This window comes from Pseudomonas sp. TE50-2 (genome assembly GCF_040813665.1).
Classification (GTDB): Bacteria; Pseudomonadota; Gammaproteobacteria; order Pseudomonadales; family Pseudomonadaceae; genus Aquipseudomonas; species Aquipseudomonas soli.
On record NZ_JBFNXN010000001.1, the window covers coordinates 2,723,032 to 2,742,721 of the forward strand.

General features: G+C 64.6%; 21 protein-coding genes. 15 read left to right on the forward strand and 6 right to left on the reverse strand.

The genetic code is table 11. The features are described 5' to 3' along the window. The first annotated feature begins 108 nt into the window (after positions 1-108). From rfbB to AAHK21_RS12440, 7 genes are read left to right on the forward strand one after another with little or no spacing between them, the layout of a single operon-like run. Entirely contained in the window at positions 109-1,191 is a 1,083-nt protein-coding gene (gene rfbB, locus AAHK21_RS12410) for a dTDP-glucose 4,6-dehydratase (RefSeq protein WP_367857391.1), read from the forward strand. After that, positions 1,188-2,063, forward strand: a complete 876-nt coding sequence (gene rfbA / locus AAHK21_RS12415; protein WP_367857392.1) for a glucose-1-phosphate thymidylyltransferase RfbA — start codon at positions 1,188-1,190, stop codon at positions 2,061-2,063. The genes rfbB and rfbA overlap by 4 nt, the downstream gene beginning before the upstream one ends. Then, positions 2,060-2,608 carry a dTDP-4-dehydrorhamnose 3,5-epimerase gene (rfbC, locus tag AAHK21_RS12420; protein WP_367857393.1) on the forward strand — a complete coding sequence of 183 codons (549 nt, stop codon included), beginning with the start codon at positions 2,060-2,062 and terminating at the stop codon, positions 2,606-2,608. The genes rfbA and rfbC overlap by 4 nt, the downstream gene beginning before the upstream one ends. Then, a complete protein-coding gene (gene rfbD, locus AAHK21_RS12425) occupies positions 2,605-3,465 on the forward strand; it encodes a dTDP-4-dehydrorhamnose reductase (protein WP_367857394.1) in 861 nt (286 codons plus the stop codon). The genes rfbC and rfbD overlap by 4 nt, the downstream gene beginning before the upstream one ends. A 39-nt stretch (positions 3,466-3,504) precedes the next feature. Next, a complete protein-coding gene (locus AAHK21_RS12430; protein WP_367857395.1) occupies positions 3,505-5,319 on the forward strand; it encodes an ATP-binding protein in 1,815 nt (604 codons plus the stop codon). Continuing rightward, entirely contained in the window at positions 5,316-6,716 is a 1,401-nt protein-coding gene (locus AAHK21_RS12435; protein WP_367857396.1) for a sigma-54-dependent transcriptional regulator, read from the forward strand. Before AAHK21_RS12430 ends, AAHK21_RS12435 begins: the two co-directional genes overlap by 4 nt. Further along, the gene (locus AAHK21_RS12440) at positions 6,713-7,168 is read left to right on the forward strand and encodes a YiiD C-terminal domain-containing protein (RefSeq protein WP_367857397.1); all 456 of its coding nucleotides are present in this window, start codon (positions 6,713-6,715) and stop codon (positions 7,166-7,168) included. The genes AAHK21_RS12435 and AAHK21_RS12440 overlap by 4 nt, the downstream gene beginning before the upstream one ends. Before the next feature lie 29 nt (positions 7,169-7,197). Here the strand turns inward: AAHK21_RS12440 and cysQ are convergent, their stop codons facing one another. Together cysQ and nudE are read right to left on the reverse strand one after the other, a co-directional pair. Then, positions 7,198-8,031: a 3'(2'),5'-bisphosphate nucleotidase CysQ gene (gene cysQ / locus AAHK21_RS12445; protein ID WP_367857398.1), complete on the reverse strand. Its 834-nt coding sequence runs from the start codon at positions 8,029-8,031 to the stop codon at positions 7,198-7,200. After that, entirely contained in the window at positions 8,028-8,594 is a 567-nt protein-coding gene (gene nudE / locus AAHK21_RS12450) for an ADP compounds hydrolase NudE (protein ID WP_023630347.1), read from the reverse strand. Before nudE ends, cysQ begins: the two co-directional genes overlap by 4 nt. A gap of 64 nt (positions 8,595-8,658) precedes the next feature. Between nudE and yrfG the strand changes: the two genes are divergently transcribed. Next, positions 8,659-9,321, forward strand: a complete 663-nt coding sequence (gene yrfG / locus AAHK21_RS12455) for a GMP/IMP nucleotidase (RefSeq protein WP_367857399.1) — start codon at positions 8,659-8,661, stop codon at positions 9,319-9,321. A 108-nt stretch (positions 9,322-9,429) separates the two neighbouring features. Here yrfG and lysM read toward each other — a convergent pair whose 3' ends face one another. After that, on the reverse strand, positions 9,430-9,870 hold the full coding sequence (gene lysM, locus AAHK21_RS12460; RefSeq protein ID WP_277502477.1) for a peptidoglycan-binding protein LysM: 441 nt from the start codon (positions 9,868-9,870) through the stop codon (positions 9,430-9,432). 174 nt (positions 9,871-10,044) lie between these two features. On the opposite strand from lysM, the gene fdhD reads away from it, so the two are divergent. The 5 genes from fdhD to AAHK21_RS12485 all read left to right on the forward strand — a co-directional run bounded on the left by fdhD (position 10,045) and on the right by AAHK21_RS12485 (position 15,726). Next, positions 10,045-10,872 carry a formate dehydrogenase accessory sulfurtransferase FdhD gene (gene fdhD, locus AAHK21_RS12465; protein WP_367857400.1) on the forward strand — a complete coding sequence of 276 codons (828 nt, stop codon included), beginning with the start codon at positions 10,045-10,047 and terminating at the stop codon, positions 10,870-10,872. Between the two features lie 8 nt (positions 10,873-10,880). Further along, on the forward strand, positions 10,881-13,226 hold the full coding sequence (locus tag AAHK21_RS12470; RefSeq protein ID WP_367857401.1) for an FdhF/YdeP family oxidoreductase: 2,346 nt from the start codon (positions 10,881-10,883) through the stop codon (positions 13,224-13,226). Between the two features lie 223 nt (positions 13,227-13,449). Beyond that, the gene (locus tag AAHK21_RS12475) at positions 13,450-13,932 is read left to right on the forward strand and encodes a glycine zipper domain-containing protein (RefSeq protein ID WP_046857505.1); all 483 of its coding nucleotides are present in this window, start codon (positions 13,450-13,452) and stop codon (positions 13,930-13,932) included. A gap of 209 nt (positions 13,933-14,141) precedes the next feature. After that, entirely contained in the window at positions 14,142-14,951 is an 810-nt protein-coding gene (locus AAHK21_RS12480) for a protein-glutamate O-methyltransferase CheR (protein WP_367857402.1), read from the forward strand. A gap of 118 nt (positions 14,952-15,069) precedes the next feature. Continuing rightward, positions 15,070-15,726 carry a response regulator transcription factor gene (locus AAHK21_RS12485; RefSeq protein WP_046857507.1) on the forward strand — a complete coding sequence of 219 codons (657 nt, stop codon included), beginning with the start codon at positions 15,070-15,072 and terminating at the stop codon, positions 15,724-15,726. Here the strand turns inward: AAHK21_RS12485 and AAHK21_RS12490 are convergent. Further along, positions 15,716-16,150, reverse strand: a complete 435-nt coding sequence (locus AAHK21_RS12490) for an acyl-CoA thioesterase (RefSeq protein ID WP_367857403.1) — start codon at positions 16,148-16,150, stop codon at positions 15,716-15,718. The genes AAHK21_RS12485 and AAHK21_RS12490 overlap by 11 nt on opposite strands. Positions 16,151-16,276: 126 nt before the next feature. On the opposite strand from AAHK21_RS12490, the gene AAHK21_RS12495 reads away from it, so the two are divergent. Then, the gene (locus AAHK21_RS12495) at positions 16,277-16,720 is read left to right on the forward strand and encodes a hypothetical protein (protein ID WP_367857404.1); all 444 of its coding nucleotides are present in this window, start codon (positions 16,277-16,279) and stop codon (positions 16,718-16,720) included. Further along, entirely contained in the window at positions 16,720-16,992 is a 273-nt protein-coding gene (locus AAHK21_RS12500) for a type II toxin-antitoxin system RelE/ParE family toxin (protein ID WP_367857405.1), read from the forward strand. Before AAHK21_RS12495 ends, AAHK21_RS12500 begins: the two co-directional genes overlap by 1 nt. 58 nt (positions 16,993-17,050) lie before the next feature. On the opposite strand, the gene AAHK21_RS12505 is transcribed toward AAHK21_RS12500, so the two are convergent. Both AAHK21_RS12505 and hslO read right to left on the reverse strand, forming a co-directional pair. Then, a complete protein-coding gene (locus tag AAHK21_RS12505; protein WP_367857406.1) occupies positions 17,051-18,592 on the reverse strand; it encodes a phosphoenolpyruvate carboxykinase in 1,542 nt (513 codons plus the stop codon). Positions 18,593-18,771: 179 nt separating this feature from the next. Next, positions 18,772-19,674, reverse strand: a complete 903-nt coding sequence (gene hslO, locus AAHK21_RS12510; protein ID WP_367857407.1) for an Hsp33 family molecular chaperone HslO — start codon at positions 19,672-19,674, stop codon at positions 18,772-18,774. Positions 19,675-19,690 lie beyond the last annotated feature (16 nt).

A 19,690-nucleotide genomic window follows, 5' to 3' on the forward strand; every position in this document is an offset into this window, starting at 1 on the left:
GCAGCCTTGCACAGACGACAGGCCGTCGTGCATTCACGACTTGCCACGAGCGGCCCCAGCCAACAAGCTAGGCATCTGGCAATACACTTTCCGCACAGGCACCCGCACATGCGCATTCTCGTCACCGGCGGCGCCGGCTTCATCGGCTCGGCCCTGGTCCGCTATCTGATCGAACACACCGATCATGAAGTGCTCAATCTCGACAAGTTGACCTACGCGGGCAACCTGCAGTCGCTGCAGCGGATTGCCGACCACCCCCGCTATGAGTTTGTCCAGGCCGATATCGCCGAACAGGTCAGTGTCAGCGCCATGCTTGCCAGGTTCCAGCCACACGCCATCATGCACCTGGCCGCGGAGTCGCACGTCGACCGCTCCATCGATGGCCCGGCGGACTTCATCCAGACCAACATCGTCGGCACCTACAGCCTGCTGGAGGCCGCTCGCGGATACTGGAGCACGCTGGACGAAAGCGCCCGCGAAGCGTTCCGTTTCCACCATGTTTCCACCGACGAAGTGTTCGGAGACCTGCAAGGCACCAACGACCTGTTCGATGAAAACACGCCGTACGCGCCCAGCTCCCCCTACTCGGCCAGCAAGGCGGCAGCTGATCACCTGGTCCGCGCCTGGCACCGTACCTACGGGCTGCCGACAGTGATCAGCAACTGTTCCAACAACTACGGTCCGTACCACTTCCCCGAAAAGCTGATCCCGTTGACCATCCTCAACGCCCTGGCCGGCAAGCCGCTTGCGGTGTACGGCGATGGCCAGCAAGTCCGCGACTGGCTGTACGTCGAGGATCACGTCCGAGCCCTGCTCCGGATCGTAACCGCTGGAGAGGTCGGCCAGACCTACACCATCGGCGGCCACAACGAGCAGAAGAACATCGACGTGGTGCAGGCCGTGTGTTCGCTGCTCGAAGAGCTGGCCCCTGCGCATCCCGCCGGGGTGACCCGCTACGCCGACCTGATCACCCACGTCAAGGACCGCCCGGGGCATGACCTGCGCTACGCTATCGATGCCGGCCGAATCGAGCGTGAGCTCGGTTGGGTACCGCAGGAAACTTTCGCCTCGGGCCTGCGCAAGACTGTGCAATGGTACCTGGACAATCTCGAGTGGTGCCGCCAGGTCCAGGACGGCAGCTATCAAGGCGAGCGCCTGGGCAATTCGGACTTCAAGGACCTGATCGCATGACCAAAGGCATCGTCCTGGCCGGCGGCACGGGCACCCGCCTGCACCCCATCACCCTCGGCGTCTCCAAGCAACTGCTGCCGATCTACGACAAACCGATGATCTACTACCCGATCTCGGTGCTGATGCTCGCCGGAATCCGCGACATCCTGCTGATCTCCACGCCACAGGATCTGCCGCAGTACCGCCAGTTGTTCGGTGACGGCAGCCCGTTCGGCATTCACATAAGCTATGCTGAACAACCGTCCCCCGACGGGCTGGCACAGGCATTCCTGATCGGCGAATCGTTCATCGGTGACGATGCCGTGTGCCTGATCCTTGGCGACAACATCTTCCACGGCCAGGGCTTCAGCGAACAGCTGCAACGTGCGGTGCGGCAGCCCTCGGGCGCCACTGTGTTCGGCTACTGGGTCAAGGACCCGGAGCGCTTCGGCGTGATCGAGTTCGACGCCGATGGCCGGGCGTTGTCGATCGAGGAAAAACCCAGGCAGCCCAAGTCCAGCTATGCCGTGACCGGCCTGTACTTCTACGACAACGATGTGGTGAACATCGCCAAGAGTATCCGCCCGTCAGCACGCGGGGAACTGGAGATCACCGACATCAACAACGCCTACCTGGCACGCGGCGACCTGCGCGTAGAACGCTTCGGCCGTGGCTTCGCCTGGCTCGACACCGGCACCCACGACAGCCTGCTGGAAGCCTCGCAGTACGTGCAGACCCTCGAGCATCGCCAGGGGCTGAAGGTGGCCTGCCTGGAAGAGATCGCCTTCCAGAACGGTTGGATCAGCCGTGAGCAACTGCTGGCCAAGGCCTGCGAACTGCAAAAGACCGGCTACGGCCAATACCTGAGCCAGCTGGCCGAAGAACAGCCATGAATGTCATCGCCAGCGCACTCCCCGGCGTCCTGATCATCGAGCCCAAGGTGTTCGGTGACAGCCGCGGGTTCTTCTACGAAAGCTACAACGCCCGCGACTTCGCCCTGCGCACCGGCATCGACACGCCCTTCGTCCAGGACAACCACTCTCGCTCCCGACACGGCGTGCTGCGTGGGCTGCACTACCAGTTGCAGAATGCCCAGGGCAAGCTGGTCCGCGTGCTGCAAGGCGATATCCTCGACGTGGCGGTGGACATCCGTCGCAGCTCGCCAACCCTGGGTCAGTGGGTGGCGGTGCGGCTTTCCGCCGACAACCATCGCCAGCTGTGGCTGCCACCGGGTTTCGCCCATGGTTTCCGGGTGTTGAGCGAGTCGGCCGAAGTGCTCTACAAGACCACCGACTACTACAACCCCGACGCCGAGCACGGCATCCGCTGGGACGACCCGCAGTTGGCCATCGACTGGCAGCTGGACGGCCTGCCACCGTTGCTGTCGGCCAAGGACCAGGCCGCCACCTCATTTGCTGATGCACAGCTGTTCCCATGAAGATCCTCGTCTGCGGCCGCCACGGCCAGGTTGCACTGGCACTCCAGGAAGCATTGCGCGGCCTGGGCGATGTGCAGCGGCTCGGTCATGACGGGTTCGACATGGCCCGACCAGGGCAACTGCGCGCCGTGCTGCGCCAGATGGCGCCCGACCTGATCATCAACGCCGCCGCCTACACGGCAGTCGACCAGGCCGAAAGCGAAACGCAGCTGGCCCACGCCATCAACGCCGAAGCGCCCCGGGTACTGGCCGAAGAAGCCGCACGGCTCGGCGCACCGCTGATCCACTACTCCACCGACTATGTCTTCGACGGCAGCAAGCCAGCTCCCTACAACGAGGATGACGCCCCCAATCCACTGGGCGTCTATGGCCGAAGCAAGCTGGCGGGCGAACAGGCCATCATCGCTGTCGCCGGAGAACATCTGATCCTGCGCACCAGCTGGGTCTATTCGCTGCATGGGCGCAATTTCCTGCTGACCATGCAGCGCCTGCTTCAGGAACGCGCTCAACTGAAAGTGGTGGACGACCAGATCGGCGCCCCGACCTGGGCAGCCACAATTGCAGCCAGTACGCGCGCACTGATCGAGCGCTGGCAGAACGGCCAGGCCGGCGCCTGGGGCACCTACCACCTGACCGCCCAGGGTGAAACCTCCTGGTTCGGCTTCGCCCAGGCCATCGGCGAACAGCTCGAGGCCCGTGGCCTGCCCTGCGCCGAATTGCTGCCGATCCCTTCCAGCGAGTACCCGACACCGGCAAAGCGACCGCTCAACTCACGCCTGGACTGTTCGCGTCTGGCCCGCGAATGGCAGGTCAGCCAGCCGCACTGGCACGATGCACTCATCGACTGCCTCAAGTAGCGCATAATTGCGCCAGATCCTACTGGCGCCCTTATCGCAATGATCCCAAGACCCACGCCTCCCCGCCGCCCCCGCTGGCGCAGCCTGGCCCTGCTGGCGCTGTGCCTGGCCCCGCTGCTGTGGCCGCTGCACCACCTGGCCGAGCGCTACTACCAGGATGAGCTGGCCTCGCAGAATCGCCAGACCCTCGACCTCTACGTCGCCAACCTGCTGGGCACCCTGCACCGCTACGAAACCCTGCCGCAGATCCTCGGCGACCTGCCGGCGCTGCGCGGCGTACTGGCCGACCCGTTTCGCCTCGAGGCGGTGACCAACGCCAACCGGTTGCTCAAGGGCATCACCCAGCAGACCGGTGCCGAGGTGATGTACCTGATGGATGTCAGCGGCAACACCCTGGCCGCGTCCAACTGGGACAAGCAGGACAGCTTCGTCGGCCGCAACTTCTCGTTCCGCCCGTACTTCATCGAGGCGATGGAGGGGCGGCTGGGACGGTTCTTCGGCCAGGGCACCACTTCGGCCAAGCGCGGCTACTTCTTCGCCGCCGCCGTGCACGACCGCGACAAGGTGATCGGCGTGCTGGTGGTCAAGGTCGACCTCGACCACACCGAAACCCTGTGGGGCCGTACGCCGGAACAACTGCTGCTGACCGACCAGAACGGCGTGGTGGTGCTCACCTCGCGCCCGGACTGGCGGTTCCGCGCCACCCGCGAATTGACCGCGGCCGAGCGCCAGGCCATCGTCGCCATCCAGCCCTACCCGACCCAGGCCCCGCAGCCGTTGAGCCTCAACCGCGACGCCTGGCTGGTCCAGACCCGCGACATCAAGGAAACCGGCTGGCAAGTGAACATCCTCGCCCCGCGCCTGCTGGTCGATCGCTCGGTGCAGACGGTCATGGCCATCGGCGGTGGCGCGCTGCTGGTGACCATGCTCCTGGCCGGCCTGGTGATGCAGCGCCGCCGCCACTACATCGACCGCATCGACTTCGAGGCCCTTGCCCGGCAAGAGCTGGAAAAGCGCGTGATCGAACGCACCGCCGACCTGGAAGGCCTCAATACCCGGCTCAAGAGCGCGGTGCTGGAGCGCGAAAGCGCCCAGCAGGAGCTGGTGCGCGCCCAGGACGAACTGGTCCAGGCCGGTAAGCTCTCTGTGCTGGGCACCATGTCGGCGAGCATCAGCCATGAACTCAATCAGCCGCTGGCGGCGATTCGCAGTTATGCCGAGAACGCCGAGATTCTCCTCGACCATCAGCGCACCGAGGACGTGCGCGGCAATCTCAAGCTGATTGGCGAACTGACCGGACGCATGGCCTCGATCATCGCCCACCTGCGCGCCTTCGCCCGTCGCGACCAGCACGCCCCGGAGAGCGTTGCCCTGCAACCGGCCCTGGATGATGCCCTGGCGCTGCTGGCCAAGCGTCGCCGGGCAATGGCCGTCGAGCTGGTGCGCGACCTGCCCGAGGCCACGCTGTGGGTACAGGCCGGCGAGACCCGCCTGCGCCAGGTGCTGGGCAACCTGCTGGCCAACGCCCTCGATGCCCTGACCGAAAAAGCCAACCCGCGCAGGCTGTGGCTGAGTGCCGAGCACCAGGACGGCTGCGTCTACCTGTACATCCGCGACAATGGCCCAGGCTTCAGCCGCCAGGCCCTGGAGCACGCCAAGGAGCCGTTCTTCACCACCAAGACGCGCACCCAGGGCCTCGGCTTGGGGCTGGCTATCTGCGAAAGCCTGATGCACGCGCTCGGCGGCGAGTTGCTGCTGGGCAACCACCCGGAAGGCGGCGCCCTGCTGACCCTGAAACTGCGCGTGGCCAAGCCCGGCGCCAATCTGCAATCTTCGGAGGACACCTCGGCATGAGTACCGAGACACCGATCGACAGCCACGCCCAGGTGCTCCTGGTCGACGACGACCCGCATCTGCGCCAGGCCCTGAGCCAGACCCTGGACCTGGCCGGGCTCAAGGTGGTGGCCCTGGCCGACGCCCAGGGCCTGGCCGAACGCCTGGAGGAGGACTGGCCGGGCGTGGTGGTCAGCGATATCCGCATGCCCGGCATCGATGGCCTGCAACTGCTGGAGCAACTGCACGCCCGCGACAGCGAACTACCGGTGCTGCTGATCACCGGCCACGGCGATGTGCCGCTGGCAGTGCAGGCAATGCGCGCCGGGGCCTACGATTTCCTCGAAAAGCCTTTCGCCAGTGATTCCCTGCTCGACAGCGTGCGCCGCGCCCTGGCCCTGCGCCGCCTGGTGCTGGACAACCGTAGCCTGCGCCTGGCCCTGAGCGACCGCCAGCACCTGGCCACGCGCCTGGTCGGCCAGTCGCCCGGCATGCAACGCCTGCGCGAACAGATCGGCGCCCTGGCCGGCACCCGCGCCGACGTGCTGATTCTTGGTGAGACCGGCGCCGGCAAGGAGGTGGTGGCGCGAGCCCTGCACGACCTGTCGAGCCGCCGCGACGGCCCGTTCGTGGCGATCAATGCCGGCGCCCTGGCCGAGTCAGTGGTCGAGAGCGAGTTGTTCGGCCATGAGCCGGGCGCTTTTACCGGCGCGCAGAAGCGCCGCATCGGCAAGTTCGAGTTCGCCAATGGCGGCACGCTGTTCCTCGACGAAATCGAGAGCATGAGCCTGGATGTGCAGGTCAAGCTGCTGCGCCTGCTGCAGGAGCGGGTGGTCGAGCGCCTGGGCGGTAACCAGCTGATCCCGCTGGATATCCGTATCATCGCCGCCACCAAGGAAGACCTGCGCCAGGCCGCCGACCAAGGGCGTTTCCGTGCCGACCTGTACTACCGGCTGAATGTCGCGCCGCTGCGTATCCCCGCGCTGCGCGAGCGCGGCGACGACATCCTGGTGCTGTTCCAGCACTTCGCCGATGCCGCCAGCGAACGCCATGGCCTGCCGCCCCACAACCTGCAACCGGCGCAGCGGGCCCTGCTGCTGCGCCATGACTGGCCGGGCAATGTCCGCGAGCTGCAGAATGCCGCCGAACGCTTTGCCCTTGGCCTGGAGCTGGCCCTTGATGGCCAGGCGCCTGCGGCGGCCAACGATATCCATGTTGCGGTGTCGACCGGCAACCTCAGCGAGCAGGTCGAGCAGTTCGAGCGCTCGCTGATCGCCGCCGAACTGATGCAGCCGCACAGCTCCATGCGCAGCCTCGCCGAGGCCCTGGGTATCCCACGCAAGACCCTGCACGACAAGCTGCGCAAGCACAGCCTGAGCTTTGGCGGGCACGACGACCAGGAGGACAACCGTCAATGAGCAACGACAGCCAGTACCTGCAGTCCGTACTGCACAGCGATATTCCGCTGACCCGCGAGATGGGCATGGAAGTCATCGATTGGCAGGCGCACACCTTGCGCCTGAGGCTGCCATTGGCGCCCAACGTCAACCACAAGAGCACCATGTTCGGCGGCAGCCTGTACTGCGGCGCGGTGCTGGTGGGCTGGGGCTGGCTGCACCTGCGCCTGCGCGAGCTGGGGATCGATGACGGGCATATCGTCATCCAGGAGGGGCAGATCAGCTACCCGCTGCCAGTCACCGGGGCTGCCGTGGCACGTTGCCCGGCGCCGGACGAGAAGACCTGGGAGCGATTCCTGACGATGTACCAGCGTCGTGGGCGGGCACGACTGACGCTGGAGACGGTGGTGAGCAACGAGGGTAGTGACGAGCCTGCGGTGACGTTCAGCGGGCAGTACGTGCTGCATCGCTGAAAGCTGGGGGCGCTTCGCGCCCCGACAATTCAAGCCTCGATCGCACGCGCCAGCTCGACGAACGCCTGTCGCCATTCGGCAGCGCGGGGCAATGCCAGGAAGAACGGATTGAGCAGCGACTCACGCGGTGGGTAGCGGAACGGCAACCCGTCCAGCCCGATCACCTCGCCCCCGGCACCTTCCAGTACGCCCTGTGCAGCCGCAGTATCCCACTGCGAGGTCGGTGCCAGCCGTGGATAACAGTCGGCACTGCCTTCGGCGAGCAGGCAGAACTTCAAGGAGCTGCCGATGTTGGCCAGTTCCAGCTCCCCCACTGCACGCCCAAGCCCCGCCAGCAGCGCTTCCTGCTCCGGGCTCGAATGCCGACGGCTGGCGACGACGGTAAACCGCTCCTGTGCCGGTGGGGCATTACGCACCTGGATCGGTTGAGCCTCTTCGTCACGCTCGGTCTTCCAGGCACCGAACTCGCGCCCACCGAAGTAACAGCGGCCATTAGTCGGCATCGCCACCACACCGAACACCGCCTCGCCGTTTTCGATCAGCGCGATGTTGACGGTGAACTCCTCGCTACCGGCGATGAACTCCTTGGTGCCATCCAAAGGATCGACCAGCCACCAACGCTGCCAGCCTGCGCGGGTTGCCAGCGGGATGTCGCAGTCCTCTTCGGAGAGCACCGGAATCTGCGGCGCCAACGCCTGCAAGCCATCGACGATAACCCGATGGGCCGCCAGGTCGGCAGCGGTCACAGGTGAATCGTCAGCCTTGTTGCTTACCGCCACGTCAGCGCGCCAGAACGGCAGGATCGCCTCGCCAGCCAACAGGGCGAGCTTGACCACGTCCTGCATCAGTTGCCGATCATTCATACGCTGAGCACCCCACGCTGGATCAGCAGGTCACGGGCCAGGTACAGCGCCGCCAGTGCCCGGCCTTCGCTGAACTGCGGGTGCATGGCCAGGGCCGAGAGCTCGCGCAGGTTGACCTTGTCGACCCGCATCGGCTCGGGCTCGTCGCCCTCCAGACGCTCTTCGTACAGGTCGGTGGCCAGGACCACCTGGATCTTCTGGCTCATATACCCGGGCGACAGAGACAGCTCGGTCAGGTGCTCCAGCTGACGCGCACCAAAACCGGCCTCTTCCTTGAGCTCCCGGTCGGCGGCGGCGAGCACGTCCTCGCCCGGCTCGATCAGGCCTTTGGGCAACGACAGCTCATACTCGTCGGTACCGCCGCAGTATTCCTCGACCAGCACCGCATGCTCGGCATCGAGCATGGCCACGATCATCACTGCGCCATAGCCGTTGCCACGGCCGACCAGTCGCTCATAGGTGCGCTCGGTGCCGTTGGAGAAGCGCAACTGCACGGCTTCGACGCGGAACAGGCGGCTGCTGGCGACGATCTCGCGGCTGAGGACGGTGGGTTTCTGGCGCATGGGGCGGCTCCTTGGCGTGAACGGGTTACTATACCGTGGCTTGCCGACTGATCGAGAATTTCCCATGCCCGTTCTTCCCTGGTCCGCCATCGATACCGTCCTGCTGGATATGGACGGTACCCTGCTCGATCTCCATTACGACAACCGCTTCTGGCTGGATCACCTGCCCCAGCGCTACGCCGAGCTGCATGGCGTGAGCCGAGCCATGGCCGAGCTCGAGCTGCGCCCGCTGTTCGAACAGCATGCCGGCACGCTCAACTGGTACTGCCTGGACTTCTGGAGCCGTGAACTGCGCCTGCCGATCCGCGAGCTCAAGCTGGAGATCGCCGACCTGATCGCCTTGAAGCCGGATGCCGATACCTTTCTCGCCGCCATTCGCAAGGCCGGCAAGCGGGTGGTGATGATCACCAACGCCCACCGCGATTCGCTGTCGTTGAAGCTGGAGCGGGTGGAACTGGCGCCGTACTTCGAGCGGCTGATCAGCTCGCACGACTATGGCTATCCGAAGGAGAGCCCGCAGTTCTGGGATGCGTTGCAGGCGGACATCGGCTTCGAGCCGGCGCGCAGCCTGTTCATAGATGACACCCTGGCGATTCTGCGCAGTGCCCGGCAATTTGGCGTGGGGCACCTGCTGGCTGTGCGCCAGCCGGATAGTCGGGCCGAGCCACGCGATACCCAGGAGTTCGCGGCAGTAGAGGATTACCGGGTACTGCTGGAAGGGTTGTAACTGCGCATTCGCCCCGTAGGAGCGGCTTCAGCCGCGATCACCCGCGACGCGGGTGCCAGGCACCGCGATGCCCGCATCGCGGCTAAAGCCGCTCCTACAAGCGCCCCCTCAGTCAGGAATACGCAGCACCTGCCCCGGATAGATCTTGTTGGGGTCCGTCAGCATCGGCTTGTTCGCCTCGAAGATCTTGTTGTACTTGTTGGCATCGCCGTAGACCCGTTTGGAGATGGCACTCAAGGTGTCACCCTTCTCGACCTCGACGAACCGGGCCGCTTTAGCAATTGGCCCGGTAACGGTGATCTGGTCATCCACCGAGGCCACGCCAGCGATGTTGCCAGCCGCCAGGATGATCTTCTCCTTCTCTTCCTGGCTGGCAACCTCGCCCTCAAGGATGATCTTATCCACCTCTACAGTGGCTTTGATGGAGGGATTGTCCAAACCAAACTTGCTCACATATTCTTTGAGTTGCGTCTGGGCTTCGGCATTACCCGGCGTCAGCAGGTCGATCAACTTCTCGCCGGCTTCCTTCACGAAACTGAACAGGCTCATGTGGCGCTCCTTTGATGTGAATCCATGGAAGCAGGAGTCTAGGCCAGGATCGGCCAACCCGCCCCGGTGCGACCAATCGACGCGCTCTATCATGGGATAGACGCTAGCGATTAGACGCCATCTGCACAGGGGCCTAGGCTTGTGGGGTCAAACTGCCAGCCGGTATTCGAGCCGATGAACAGCAAGCCACCGGTCTGCGCGGCGTCAACGCCTCTCGCCCTGCCCGCCGCCAGCAACACCTACGACTATGTCCAGCTCTCCGATGCCGCCCGCGACAATACCCCGCTGGCCGAGGAAGTGGCGTTGGCGATCGTCTACAACGGCCTGAACCAGGCGGTGATGCTGGTCAGCCCGACCGACCTGGAAGACTTCGCCGTCGGTTTCAGCGTCGGCAGCGGCATCGTTGCCGGCACCGAGGAAATCTACGACGTGAAGCTCTCCGGCAGCGGTTCGGCGCTCTACGCCGACCTGGAAATCTCCAGCCGCGCCTTCTGGAACCTGAAGAACCAGCGCCGCCAACTGGCCGGCACCAGTGGTTGCGGCCTGTGCGGCGTCGAGGCATTGGAGCAGGCGCTGCCCGAGCTGAACGTGCTGCCTGGCGCGCTGCTGCCGCCTGCCCACTGGCTGAAGGACCTGCGCCAGCGCATCGACGCCTTCCAGCCACTGGGCCAGCACTGCGGCGCGGTGCACGCGGCACTGTTCATGGACCGCGACGGCCAGCTGCTGCTAGGTCGCGAGGACATTGGCCGGCACAACGCCCTGGACAAGCTGATCGGCGCCCTGCTGCGCCAGCGTATCGAGACCCAAGGGGGGCTGGCCATCGTCACCAGCCGCTGCAGCCTGGAACTGATCCAGAAAGTCCTGCGCGCCGGCATCCAGACCCTGGTGAGCCTTTCCGCGCCCACCGGCCTGGCCCTGCAATGGGCCCGCAAGCACAACCTCAACCTCATTCATCTGCCCAAACACAGCGCACCGCGGGTGTTCAGCCCAGCGGCGGAGTAGCAACAGCCGTGACCTCCTACGAAAAACTGCCAGACAACGCCCCCGCCTCCACCCCTCGCTACAAACCTTATCCCGGCCCCGCCGGAGGCTGGGGTGCGCTGCGCAGCGTGGCCAAGGCCTGGGTGGGCAGCGACAACGCCCTGAAGAACATCCGCGCCCTGCTCAAGACCAACCAGAACGGCGGCTTCGACTGCCCCGGCTGCGCCTGGGGCGACTCGCCCGAAAGCGGCATGGTCAAGTTCTGCGAGAACGGCGCCAAGGCGGTCAACTGGGAAGCCACCAAGCGCCGGGTGGACGCCGCGTTCTTCGCCCGCTACAGCGTGAGCGCGCTGCTGGGGCAGAGCGACTACTGGCTCGAGTATCAGGGCCGACTGACCGAGCCGATGGTCTATGACCCGATCACCGACCGCTACCGGCCAATCGACTGGGACGCCGCCTTCGCCCTGATCGCCCGGCACCTGAACAACCTGGCAAGCCCCGACCAGGCCGAATTTTATACCTCCGGCCGGGCCAGCAACGAGGCGGCTTATCTCTATCAGCTGTTCGTGCGCGCCTACGGCACCAACAATTTCCCCGACTGCTCGAACATGTGCCACGAAGCCAGCGGCGTGGCCTTGGGCCAGAGCGTCGGCGTGGGCAAGGGCACGGTCACCTACGACGACTTCGAGCACGCCGACACGATCTTCGTCTGGGGCCAGAACCCCGGCACCAACCACCCACGCATGCTCGACCCGCTGCGTGACGCGGTGAAACGCGGCGCCCAGGTGGTGTGCGTCAACCCGCTCAAGGAGCGTGGCCTGGAGCGCTTCCAGCACCCGCAGAATCCGTTGGAGATGTTGACCAACAGCGACCGCCCGACCAACACCGCATTCTTCCGCCCGGCGCTGGGCGGCGACATGGCGCTGCTGCGCGGCATGGCCAAGTTCCTGCTGCAATGGGAGCGTGAGGCCCAGGCCAGCGGCGCGCCAGCGATCTTCGATCATGCCTTCATCGCCGAACACGGCCATGGCGTGGACGACTACCTGGCGGTGGTCGACGCCACCCCATGGGAACAGATCCAGGCCCAGTCCGGGCTGACCCTGGCCGATATCGAGCTGTCGGCACGCATGTACTGCAAAGGCAAACGCGTGATCATGTGCTGGGCCATGGGCATCACCCAGCACCGCCATTCGGTGCCGACCATCCAGGAAATCGTCAACCTGATGCTGCTGCGCGGCAACCTCGGGGTACCGGGCGCCGGCCTGTGCCCGGTGCGTGGCCACAGCAATGTGCAGGGCGACCGCACCATGGGCATCAACGAACGCCCACCGGTGTTCCTGCTCGATGCCATCGAAAAACGCTTCGGCTTCCCGGTGCCACGCCACAACGGTCACAACACCGTCGAGGCCATCCACGCCATGCTGGAAGGCCGGGCCAAGGTGTTCATCGGTTTGGGCGGCAACTTCGCCCAGGCCACGCCGGACACCGAGCGCACTGCCCAGGCGCTGCGCAACTGCGAGTTGACCGTGCATATCAGCACCAAGCTCAACCGCAGTCACCTGATTCACGGCAAACAGGCGTTGATCCTGCCGTGCCTGGGCCGCACCGATATCGACCTGCAGGGCGAAGGCCCGCAGGCTGTGACGGTGGAGGATTCCTTCAGCATGGTCCACGCCTCCAACGGCCAGCTCAAGCCACTGTCCAGGCAGATGCGCTCGGAGCCCGCCGTGGTTGCCGGCATCGCCGCCGCCACCCTGGGCAAGCAGCCAGTGGACTGGCACTGGCTGGTGGCCGACTACGACCGCATCCGCGACCTGATCGCCGACACCATCCCGGGCTTCGCCGACTTCAACGAGCGTCTGCGCCTGCCCGGCGGCTTCTACCTCGGCAACAGCGCCGGTAGCCGCCAGTGGAAGACCGCCAGCGGCCGCGCCAACTTCAAGGCCAATCTCCTGCCGGACAGCCTGCTCGATGAGCGCGTGCGCGCCAGCGGCCAGCTCCCGGACCTGATCATGCAGTCGATGCGCTCGCACGATCAGTACAACACCACCATCTATGGCATGGACGACCGCTACCGCGGTGTGCGCGGCCAGCGCGACGTATTGTTCGCCAACGAGGCCGACATCGTCCGCCTGGGCTTCCAGCCGGGGCAGAAGGTCGACATCGTATCGCTGTGGGGCGATGAGCATGTGCGCCGAGTGCATGGCTTCACCCTGCTGGCGTTCGACATCCCCGCCGGCCAGGCGGCGGCCTACTACCCAGAGGTGAATCCGCTGGTGCCGCTGGAAAGCATCGGTGACGGCAGCCACACGCCGACGTCGAAGTTCATCGCCATCAAGCTGGAGCGCGCGCGGGACGACGGGCGCATCATCTGATTCGCGCCCGGCACAGCTGAACGCCGCCCACAAAAAAGCCCTGTTCCGCAACGGTTCAGGGCTTTGTCATAAGTACCTCAGACAAGCAAAAATCGAGAAAGTTTCATACATAATTCAATAACTTAGAGAATTGTGTACAACTCGTGCTACTCGTCGGATTTCAATTGCCAGCCGCTTCGCCGAGCCTCAAATTCCGCTTCGTCATCCCTCTGAGGCTCTCTTGATGAAGAAGTACTCCTCGATTCTGTTGTTGTCTTTCGGTCTGCTCAGCGGCGTTGCCATGGCAGGCGGCACCACCGAGGCCGGTATTGGCGGCGCGTTGGGTGGGGTACTGGGCTCCGTGGTGGGCAACTCCATCGGTGGCAGCACCGGCGGCGCCATCGGTGCCGGTCTGGGCGGCGCGGCCGGCGGTGCCCTGGGTGCCGACAAGCGCCAGCGCGGCGAAGCGGCCATCGGTGGCGCACTGGGCGCGGCCGGCGGCAACGTGGTTGGTCGCTCGGTGGGCGGTACCACCGGTAGCTACATCGGTGCGGCGGCCGGCGGTGGCGCTGGTGGCGCACTGGGTAACTACATGGGCAACAAGGCCGACGAAGACGAGCGTCATGAGTCGCGCCGCTACCGTCGTGACTACGATGATCGCCGTCATTACGACCGCGGCCATCACTACGGCCACCGCAAGCACAAGCGCCACTGGCGCCATGACTGATCGCCAGGCTTACGCCTGACGCCTAAGGCCCTGCCCTCATCGGCAGGGCCTTTTCGTTTGCAGGCACGCCAAGGGATTAAGGGCCACCCCGATATGGAGGCCACTAGCCACTAGCTATCATCGCTGTTTCGACCACGTACAGGACGCAGGGAATGCGCGCGACCTTCACCGATCTCATCTGTCTGCCCCGGGCCAGGAGAGGCTGAAGGATGCCCAGCCGCCGCCCGCCACTGCTCAGCGAAGCCGGCTTTGCTTCGATACGCCAGCGCGTGATGCAGGCTACCGGCCTGCAACTGGCCGATGATCGCCGGGCCGTGGTCGCGGCACGTCTGCACAAGCGCCTGAAGGCTCTGGGCCTGACTGACTACGAGCATTACCTCGGCTTGCTCGAAAGCCCGAAGGGCACCGACGAGCACGAGCATCTGCTGCGCCTGCTGGTCGCCCGCGACAGTTACTTCTTTCGTGAACATCGCCATTTCGAATGCCTGGCCGGCTGGCTGGCCGACCTCGACCACCCCGCACGCCTGTGGAGCGCAGCCTGTGCCACCGGCGAAGAGGCCTGGAGCCTGGCCATGGTCGCCGCCGAAAAAGCCCGTCACCCAGGTTGGCAGGTACTGGCCAGCGACTTCGACCCGCAGCTGCTGGAAAACGCAGGTGCTGGCATCTATGACATCGCCCAGGCTCGCTACTTCCCCGAGGGCTGGCTGGCCCGCCACTGCCTGTGCGGTGTCGGCGAAATGGCCGGGCGACTACGCATCGCGCCCGCTCTGCGCGAACAGGTACGCTTCGAGGCCATCAACCTGATCCGGCCCCTGCCTGCCCACCTCGGCAGCTTCGACGTCATCTTGCTGCGCAACCTGCTGTCGAGCCTGGCGCCACGCTACAAGAGCGAGGTGCTCCAGCAGTTGCTGGCGCACCTGCGCCCCGGTGGCCTGCTGATCATCGGCCATAGCGAAAGCGTCCACGCGCTGGGCCTGCCCCTGCGCCCGCTACTGCCGTCGGTGTTCGAACGCCTATGATAAGAGGCACTGCCGCGCCAATCGGCAGACAAGGACTGATCGCGCAGTTGCGCGGCAGTGCGCTTTCGGATCGAGCAGGCCTGCCGCCCCCCTTCCCTTGCGAAACAGGCCCTAATCCATGCCTTGCCGAATCCTGCTTGCCGATCATTCGCCCCTCTTCCGCGCCGGCTTGCGTGCCTTGCTGGAGCAGAAGAAAGATTTCGTCGTGGTGGGCGACACCGGTGATGCCATGAGTGCCGTGAGCCTGGCCGAAAAGCTCAAGCCGGACATCGTGGTGCTCGACATGAGCGGTGAACTTGACAGCCAGCAGGCCCTGCAGGAACTGTTCATCCGCGCCCCCGCCAGCCGGGTACTGATGTTCTCGCCGCGCTCGGAGCTCGAACATGTGATGAGCTGCCTGCAGCTCGGCGCCCATGGTTTCCTGCTCAAGAACGCCACGGTAACCGAGCTGGAGCAGGCCCTGCAGACCCTGCGCGGCGGTGGCCAGTACCTGTCTTCGGCGGTGCTGCCGATGGTCATCGGCCAGGCCCTCAAGCACAGCCGCAAGCGCGTTGCCAATCAGGTCCAGCCGCCGCCCCTGACCACCCGCCAGCTGGAAATCCTGCGCCTGATCGCCCGGGGCGAGACCACCCGCTCCATCGCCGACGGCCTGGGGTTGAGCATCAAGACCGTCGAGGCGCACCGCTCGCAGATCATGCACCGTCTGCAGATCCACGACGTGCCAGGCCTGGTGCTGTTCGCCGTGCGCGAAGGGATCATTCGCCTCAACGATTGAGCGACAACCCGGCGAGGATCAGTTGCAGCGTTTCCGGCAGTGCCGCCGGGCGGCCCGAGGCACGCTCGATGAACACCTGCACCACGCTGCCCGCCGCACAGGCGTCGGTCTCGCCCGGGCGGAACAGCGCCAGGCGGAACTCAACGGTGCTGCCCGCCAGACGGGTCACCCCCAGGCCCACCTCAAGCACGTCGGGAAACCCAGGCAAGGCGAAGAAGTCTGCCGCCGAACTCACGACGAAACCGGCCAGCTCACCGTCGCGCAGGTCCAGCTCGGCTTGTTCGACCAGGAAGGCCTGGATCGCGGTTTCGAAGCAGGCATGCACGGTTGAGCCGGCGAGGTGGCCGTTGTGGTCGTTGTCCTGGGGACGGGTGAGGATGGGGTGGAAATGGGAGAAGGCGGAGCGTTGGGGGGATTCTGTCATGAGAACAACCTTATTTCCTTTGCATATCAGCGAAGCTTCCCACATAGGCTGGGGAACGCCTATAGTCGCAATCAACAATAGATTGCATAAGATAGTACGCGTCCCATGAAACCGAGACATACCCCCGTGCCGACTCTGCAACTGGATCATGCCAACCTCAGCCGCCTGGCTGAAAGCCGTCGAATCAACGCCACCCACATCGTTGGGCAACCCGGAGGCTGGGCTGTTCAGGTGGATGTCGACGATCAGGAGCATGTACTCACCGCACAGCGTAGCGGCAACGTGCGGCTGTTCAAGAAGCTAGAGACGCTGGTCAGCTACCTGCATGACCTGGGTATCGACCATTTCGAAGTCGATAGCTCGATATGGGATGCGCGACAGGCCGCCACCTATCAGCGGCCGGATCGCGCCCAGGCACTCAAAAGGGCCCATCAGGCGGCGGCCTACGACGCCTGGTTCAGTGAACAGGTCGAAGCAAGCCGTCGCGATTCATCACCCGCGCTGAATGACGAAGAGGTCGAGAAGTTCTTTGCCGCCCGCCGAGCCGAGCTGAGAGCCAAAAACCGCTGATGCGCCTTGTCTGGTCGGCAATGGCTCGCAATGACCGTCTGCGCATCATGACTCTCGTTGCACAAGACAATCCGGCAGCGGCCGAGGCACTGGATGAAGCCTTCAGGGAAAAGGCCAGACGCGCCGCTCGCAATCCACGCCTGTACAAGCCCGGCAGATGCGTTGATACACACGAAATTGTGGTAACGCCCAATTACGTGATGATCTACCAGGTACAGGATGACGAAGTCGACATCCTCCGAATCCTGCATGCACGGCAACAGTGGCCATGATTTCAACCACGAAAAAGCCGCCCCGAGGGGCGGCTTCCTTATCCGAACCGGCAGCAGCTTACAGCTGCGGACCAGCGGCCTTGATGGCGTCGGAAACGTCGAACTTCTTGAAGTTCTCGGTGAACAGCGTGGCCAGGCCCTTGGCAGCTTCGTCGTAGGCAGCCTTGTCAGCCCAGGTGTTGCGCGGGTTGAGCAGCTCGGTCTCGACGCCCGGAACGACCTTCGGCACGTCCAGGTTGATGATGTCCAGGTGCTCGGTTTCTGCACCGACCAGCGCGCCGCTCTGGATGGCAGCGATCACGCCACGGGTGGTGGGGATGCTGAAACGCTTGCCAACGCCGTAGCCACCACCGGTCCAGCCAGTGTTGACCAGGTAGACCTTGGAGCCGAACGCCTTGATGCGCTTGATCAGCAGCTCGGCGTAGACGCCGGCTGGGCGCGGGAAGAACGGTGCGCCGAAGCAGGTGGAGAAGGTCGACTTGATGCCGCTGCCCGAACCCATTTCGGTGGAACCGACCAGCGCGGTGTAGCCGGACAGGAAGTGGTAGGCCGCCTGCTCGTTGTTCAGGATCGACACTGGCGGCAGCACGCCGGTCAGGTCACAGGTCAGGAAGATGACCGCGTTCGGCTCGCCGCCCAGGTTCTTCTCGGAGACCTTGGCTACGTGGGTCAGCGGGTAGGCTGCACGGCTGTTCTGGGTCAGGCTCACGTCGGCGTAGTCGGCGTGCTTGGCATCGTCGATGACGACGTTTTCCAGCACTGCGCCGTGCTTGATGGCTTTCCAGATGACCGGCTCGTTCTTCTCGGACAGGTCGATGCACTTGGCATAGCAACCGCCTTCGATGTTGAAGACAACGCCTTCGCCCCAACCGTGCTCGTCGTCACCGATCAGGTAACGGCTTTCGTCGGCCGACAGGGTGGTCTTGCCGGTGCCGGACAGGCCGAAGAACAGGGTGACGTCACCCGCTTCGCCGATGTTGGCGGCGCAGTGCATCGGCAGCACGTCGGCGGCCGGCAGCAGGAAGTTCTGCACCGAGAACATGGCTTTCTTCATTTCACCGGCGTAACGCATGCCGGCGATCAGCACTTTCTTCTGGGCGAAGTTGATGATCACGCAGCCGTCGGAGTTGGTGCCGTCACGCTCTGGCACGCACTCGAAGTTGGCGACGTTGAGCACCTGCCACTCATCGCGGCCAGCCGGGTTGTACTGGGCCGGGTTGATGAACAGGCAACGGCCGAACAGGTTCTGCCAGGCAGTCTGGGTGGTCATCTTGACCGGCAGGTAGTGCTCGGCGGCAGCGCCTACGTGAACGTAGGAAACGAAGTGATCCTGGGCGTTGTTGAACGCCTCGACGCGGTCCCACAGGGCATCGAACTTGTCGGCCGGGAACTTGCGGTTGATCGGGCCCCAGCCAATCTGGTCCTGGGTGGAAGGTTCTTCGACGATGAAACGGTCAGCCGGCGAACGGCCGGTGCGGTGACCGGTTTCCACCACCAGCGCGCCGGTATCGGCCAGCACGCCTTCACCGCGGGACAGCGCTTCTTTTACCAGCTCATCGACGCTCAGGTCGGTGTACACGGTGTTGTTGGCTTGCGTCATGAGATACCCCATCCGGCCCGAGGCCGAGTGCTCCAAACGTTTTGTAGTTGTCTCGAAAAAACTACTACAGCGAAAAAAGTGGCCGGATTATGCCAGAAAAGCCCAAAAAAAGTAGGCCCCTCCTGTCAGAACTGCGCTTTTGCGCAATTCGACAGGAGTATTTCCTGTAGTGAACCGTTTCAGTGCTGAGTTTCTGATGGCGCCTCGGTGCCACCGCCAGCAAACAATTGCGCAACATCGCTCGCGTCGAACACATAACGCTCGTTGCAGAACTGGCAATCGATCTCGACCTGGCCGCCACATTCGGCCACCAGCGCATTGGCATCCTGCTCGCCGAGGCTGACCAGGGCGTTGCCGGAGCGCTCGCGCGAGCAGCTGCAGCGGAAGCGTAGCGGCTGGATATCGAACAGGCGAACCGCGTCTTCGTGGTACAGGCGGTGCAGCACGGTTTCGTTGTCCAGGCCGAGCAGTTCCTCGATCTTCACGGTGTTGGCCAGAGCCTTGACGTGGGCCCAGCTTTCCTCGCGCTCCTCGCTGTCCTTGTGGATCTCGGCCGGCAGCTGCTGCACCAGCAGGCCACGGGCGCGGGCGCCATCGGCGGCCAGGGAAATGCAGGTGTTCACCTGCTGCGACATGACGAAGTAGTTGGTGAAGCACTCCGACAGGTCCTTGCCGTCCAGTTCGACGGTGCCCTGGTAACGCTGGCCGTTGACCGGAATGATGGTCAGCACCAAGTGACCGCCCGGCATCAGGTCGGCAAGGCTGGCATCCGCCTGGATCTGCTCGGCCTCGTAGCGCGCCAGGCCACGGATGTCGTGCTCGCTGGTGTACTCGATGGCCAGCAGCGGAACCGGGCCCTGGGACTGCGCCTGGAGCACCAGCAACCCGTCGAACTTCAGGGTGCCGACCAGCAGCGCGGCGGCGGCCATCAGTTCACCGAGCAGATGCTTTACCGGCTGCGGGTAGTCGTGCTTGGCCAGCACCTCGGCGTAGCTGCGTTCCAGCGCGACCATCTCGCCGCGCACGTCGCGGTCGTCGAACAGGAAGCGTTGGGTGAAATCGGTATCTGGCAAGTCGCTCATGGTTGTCTGGCTTTCT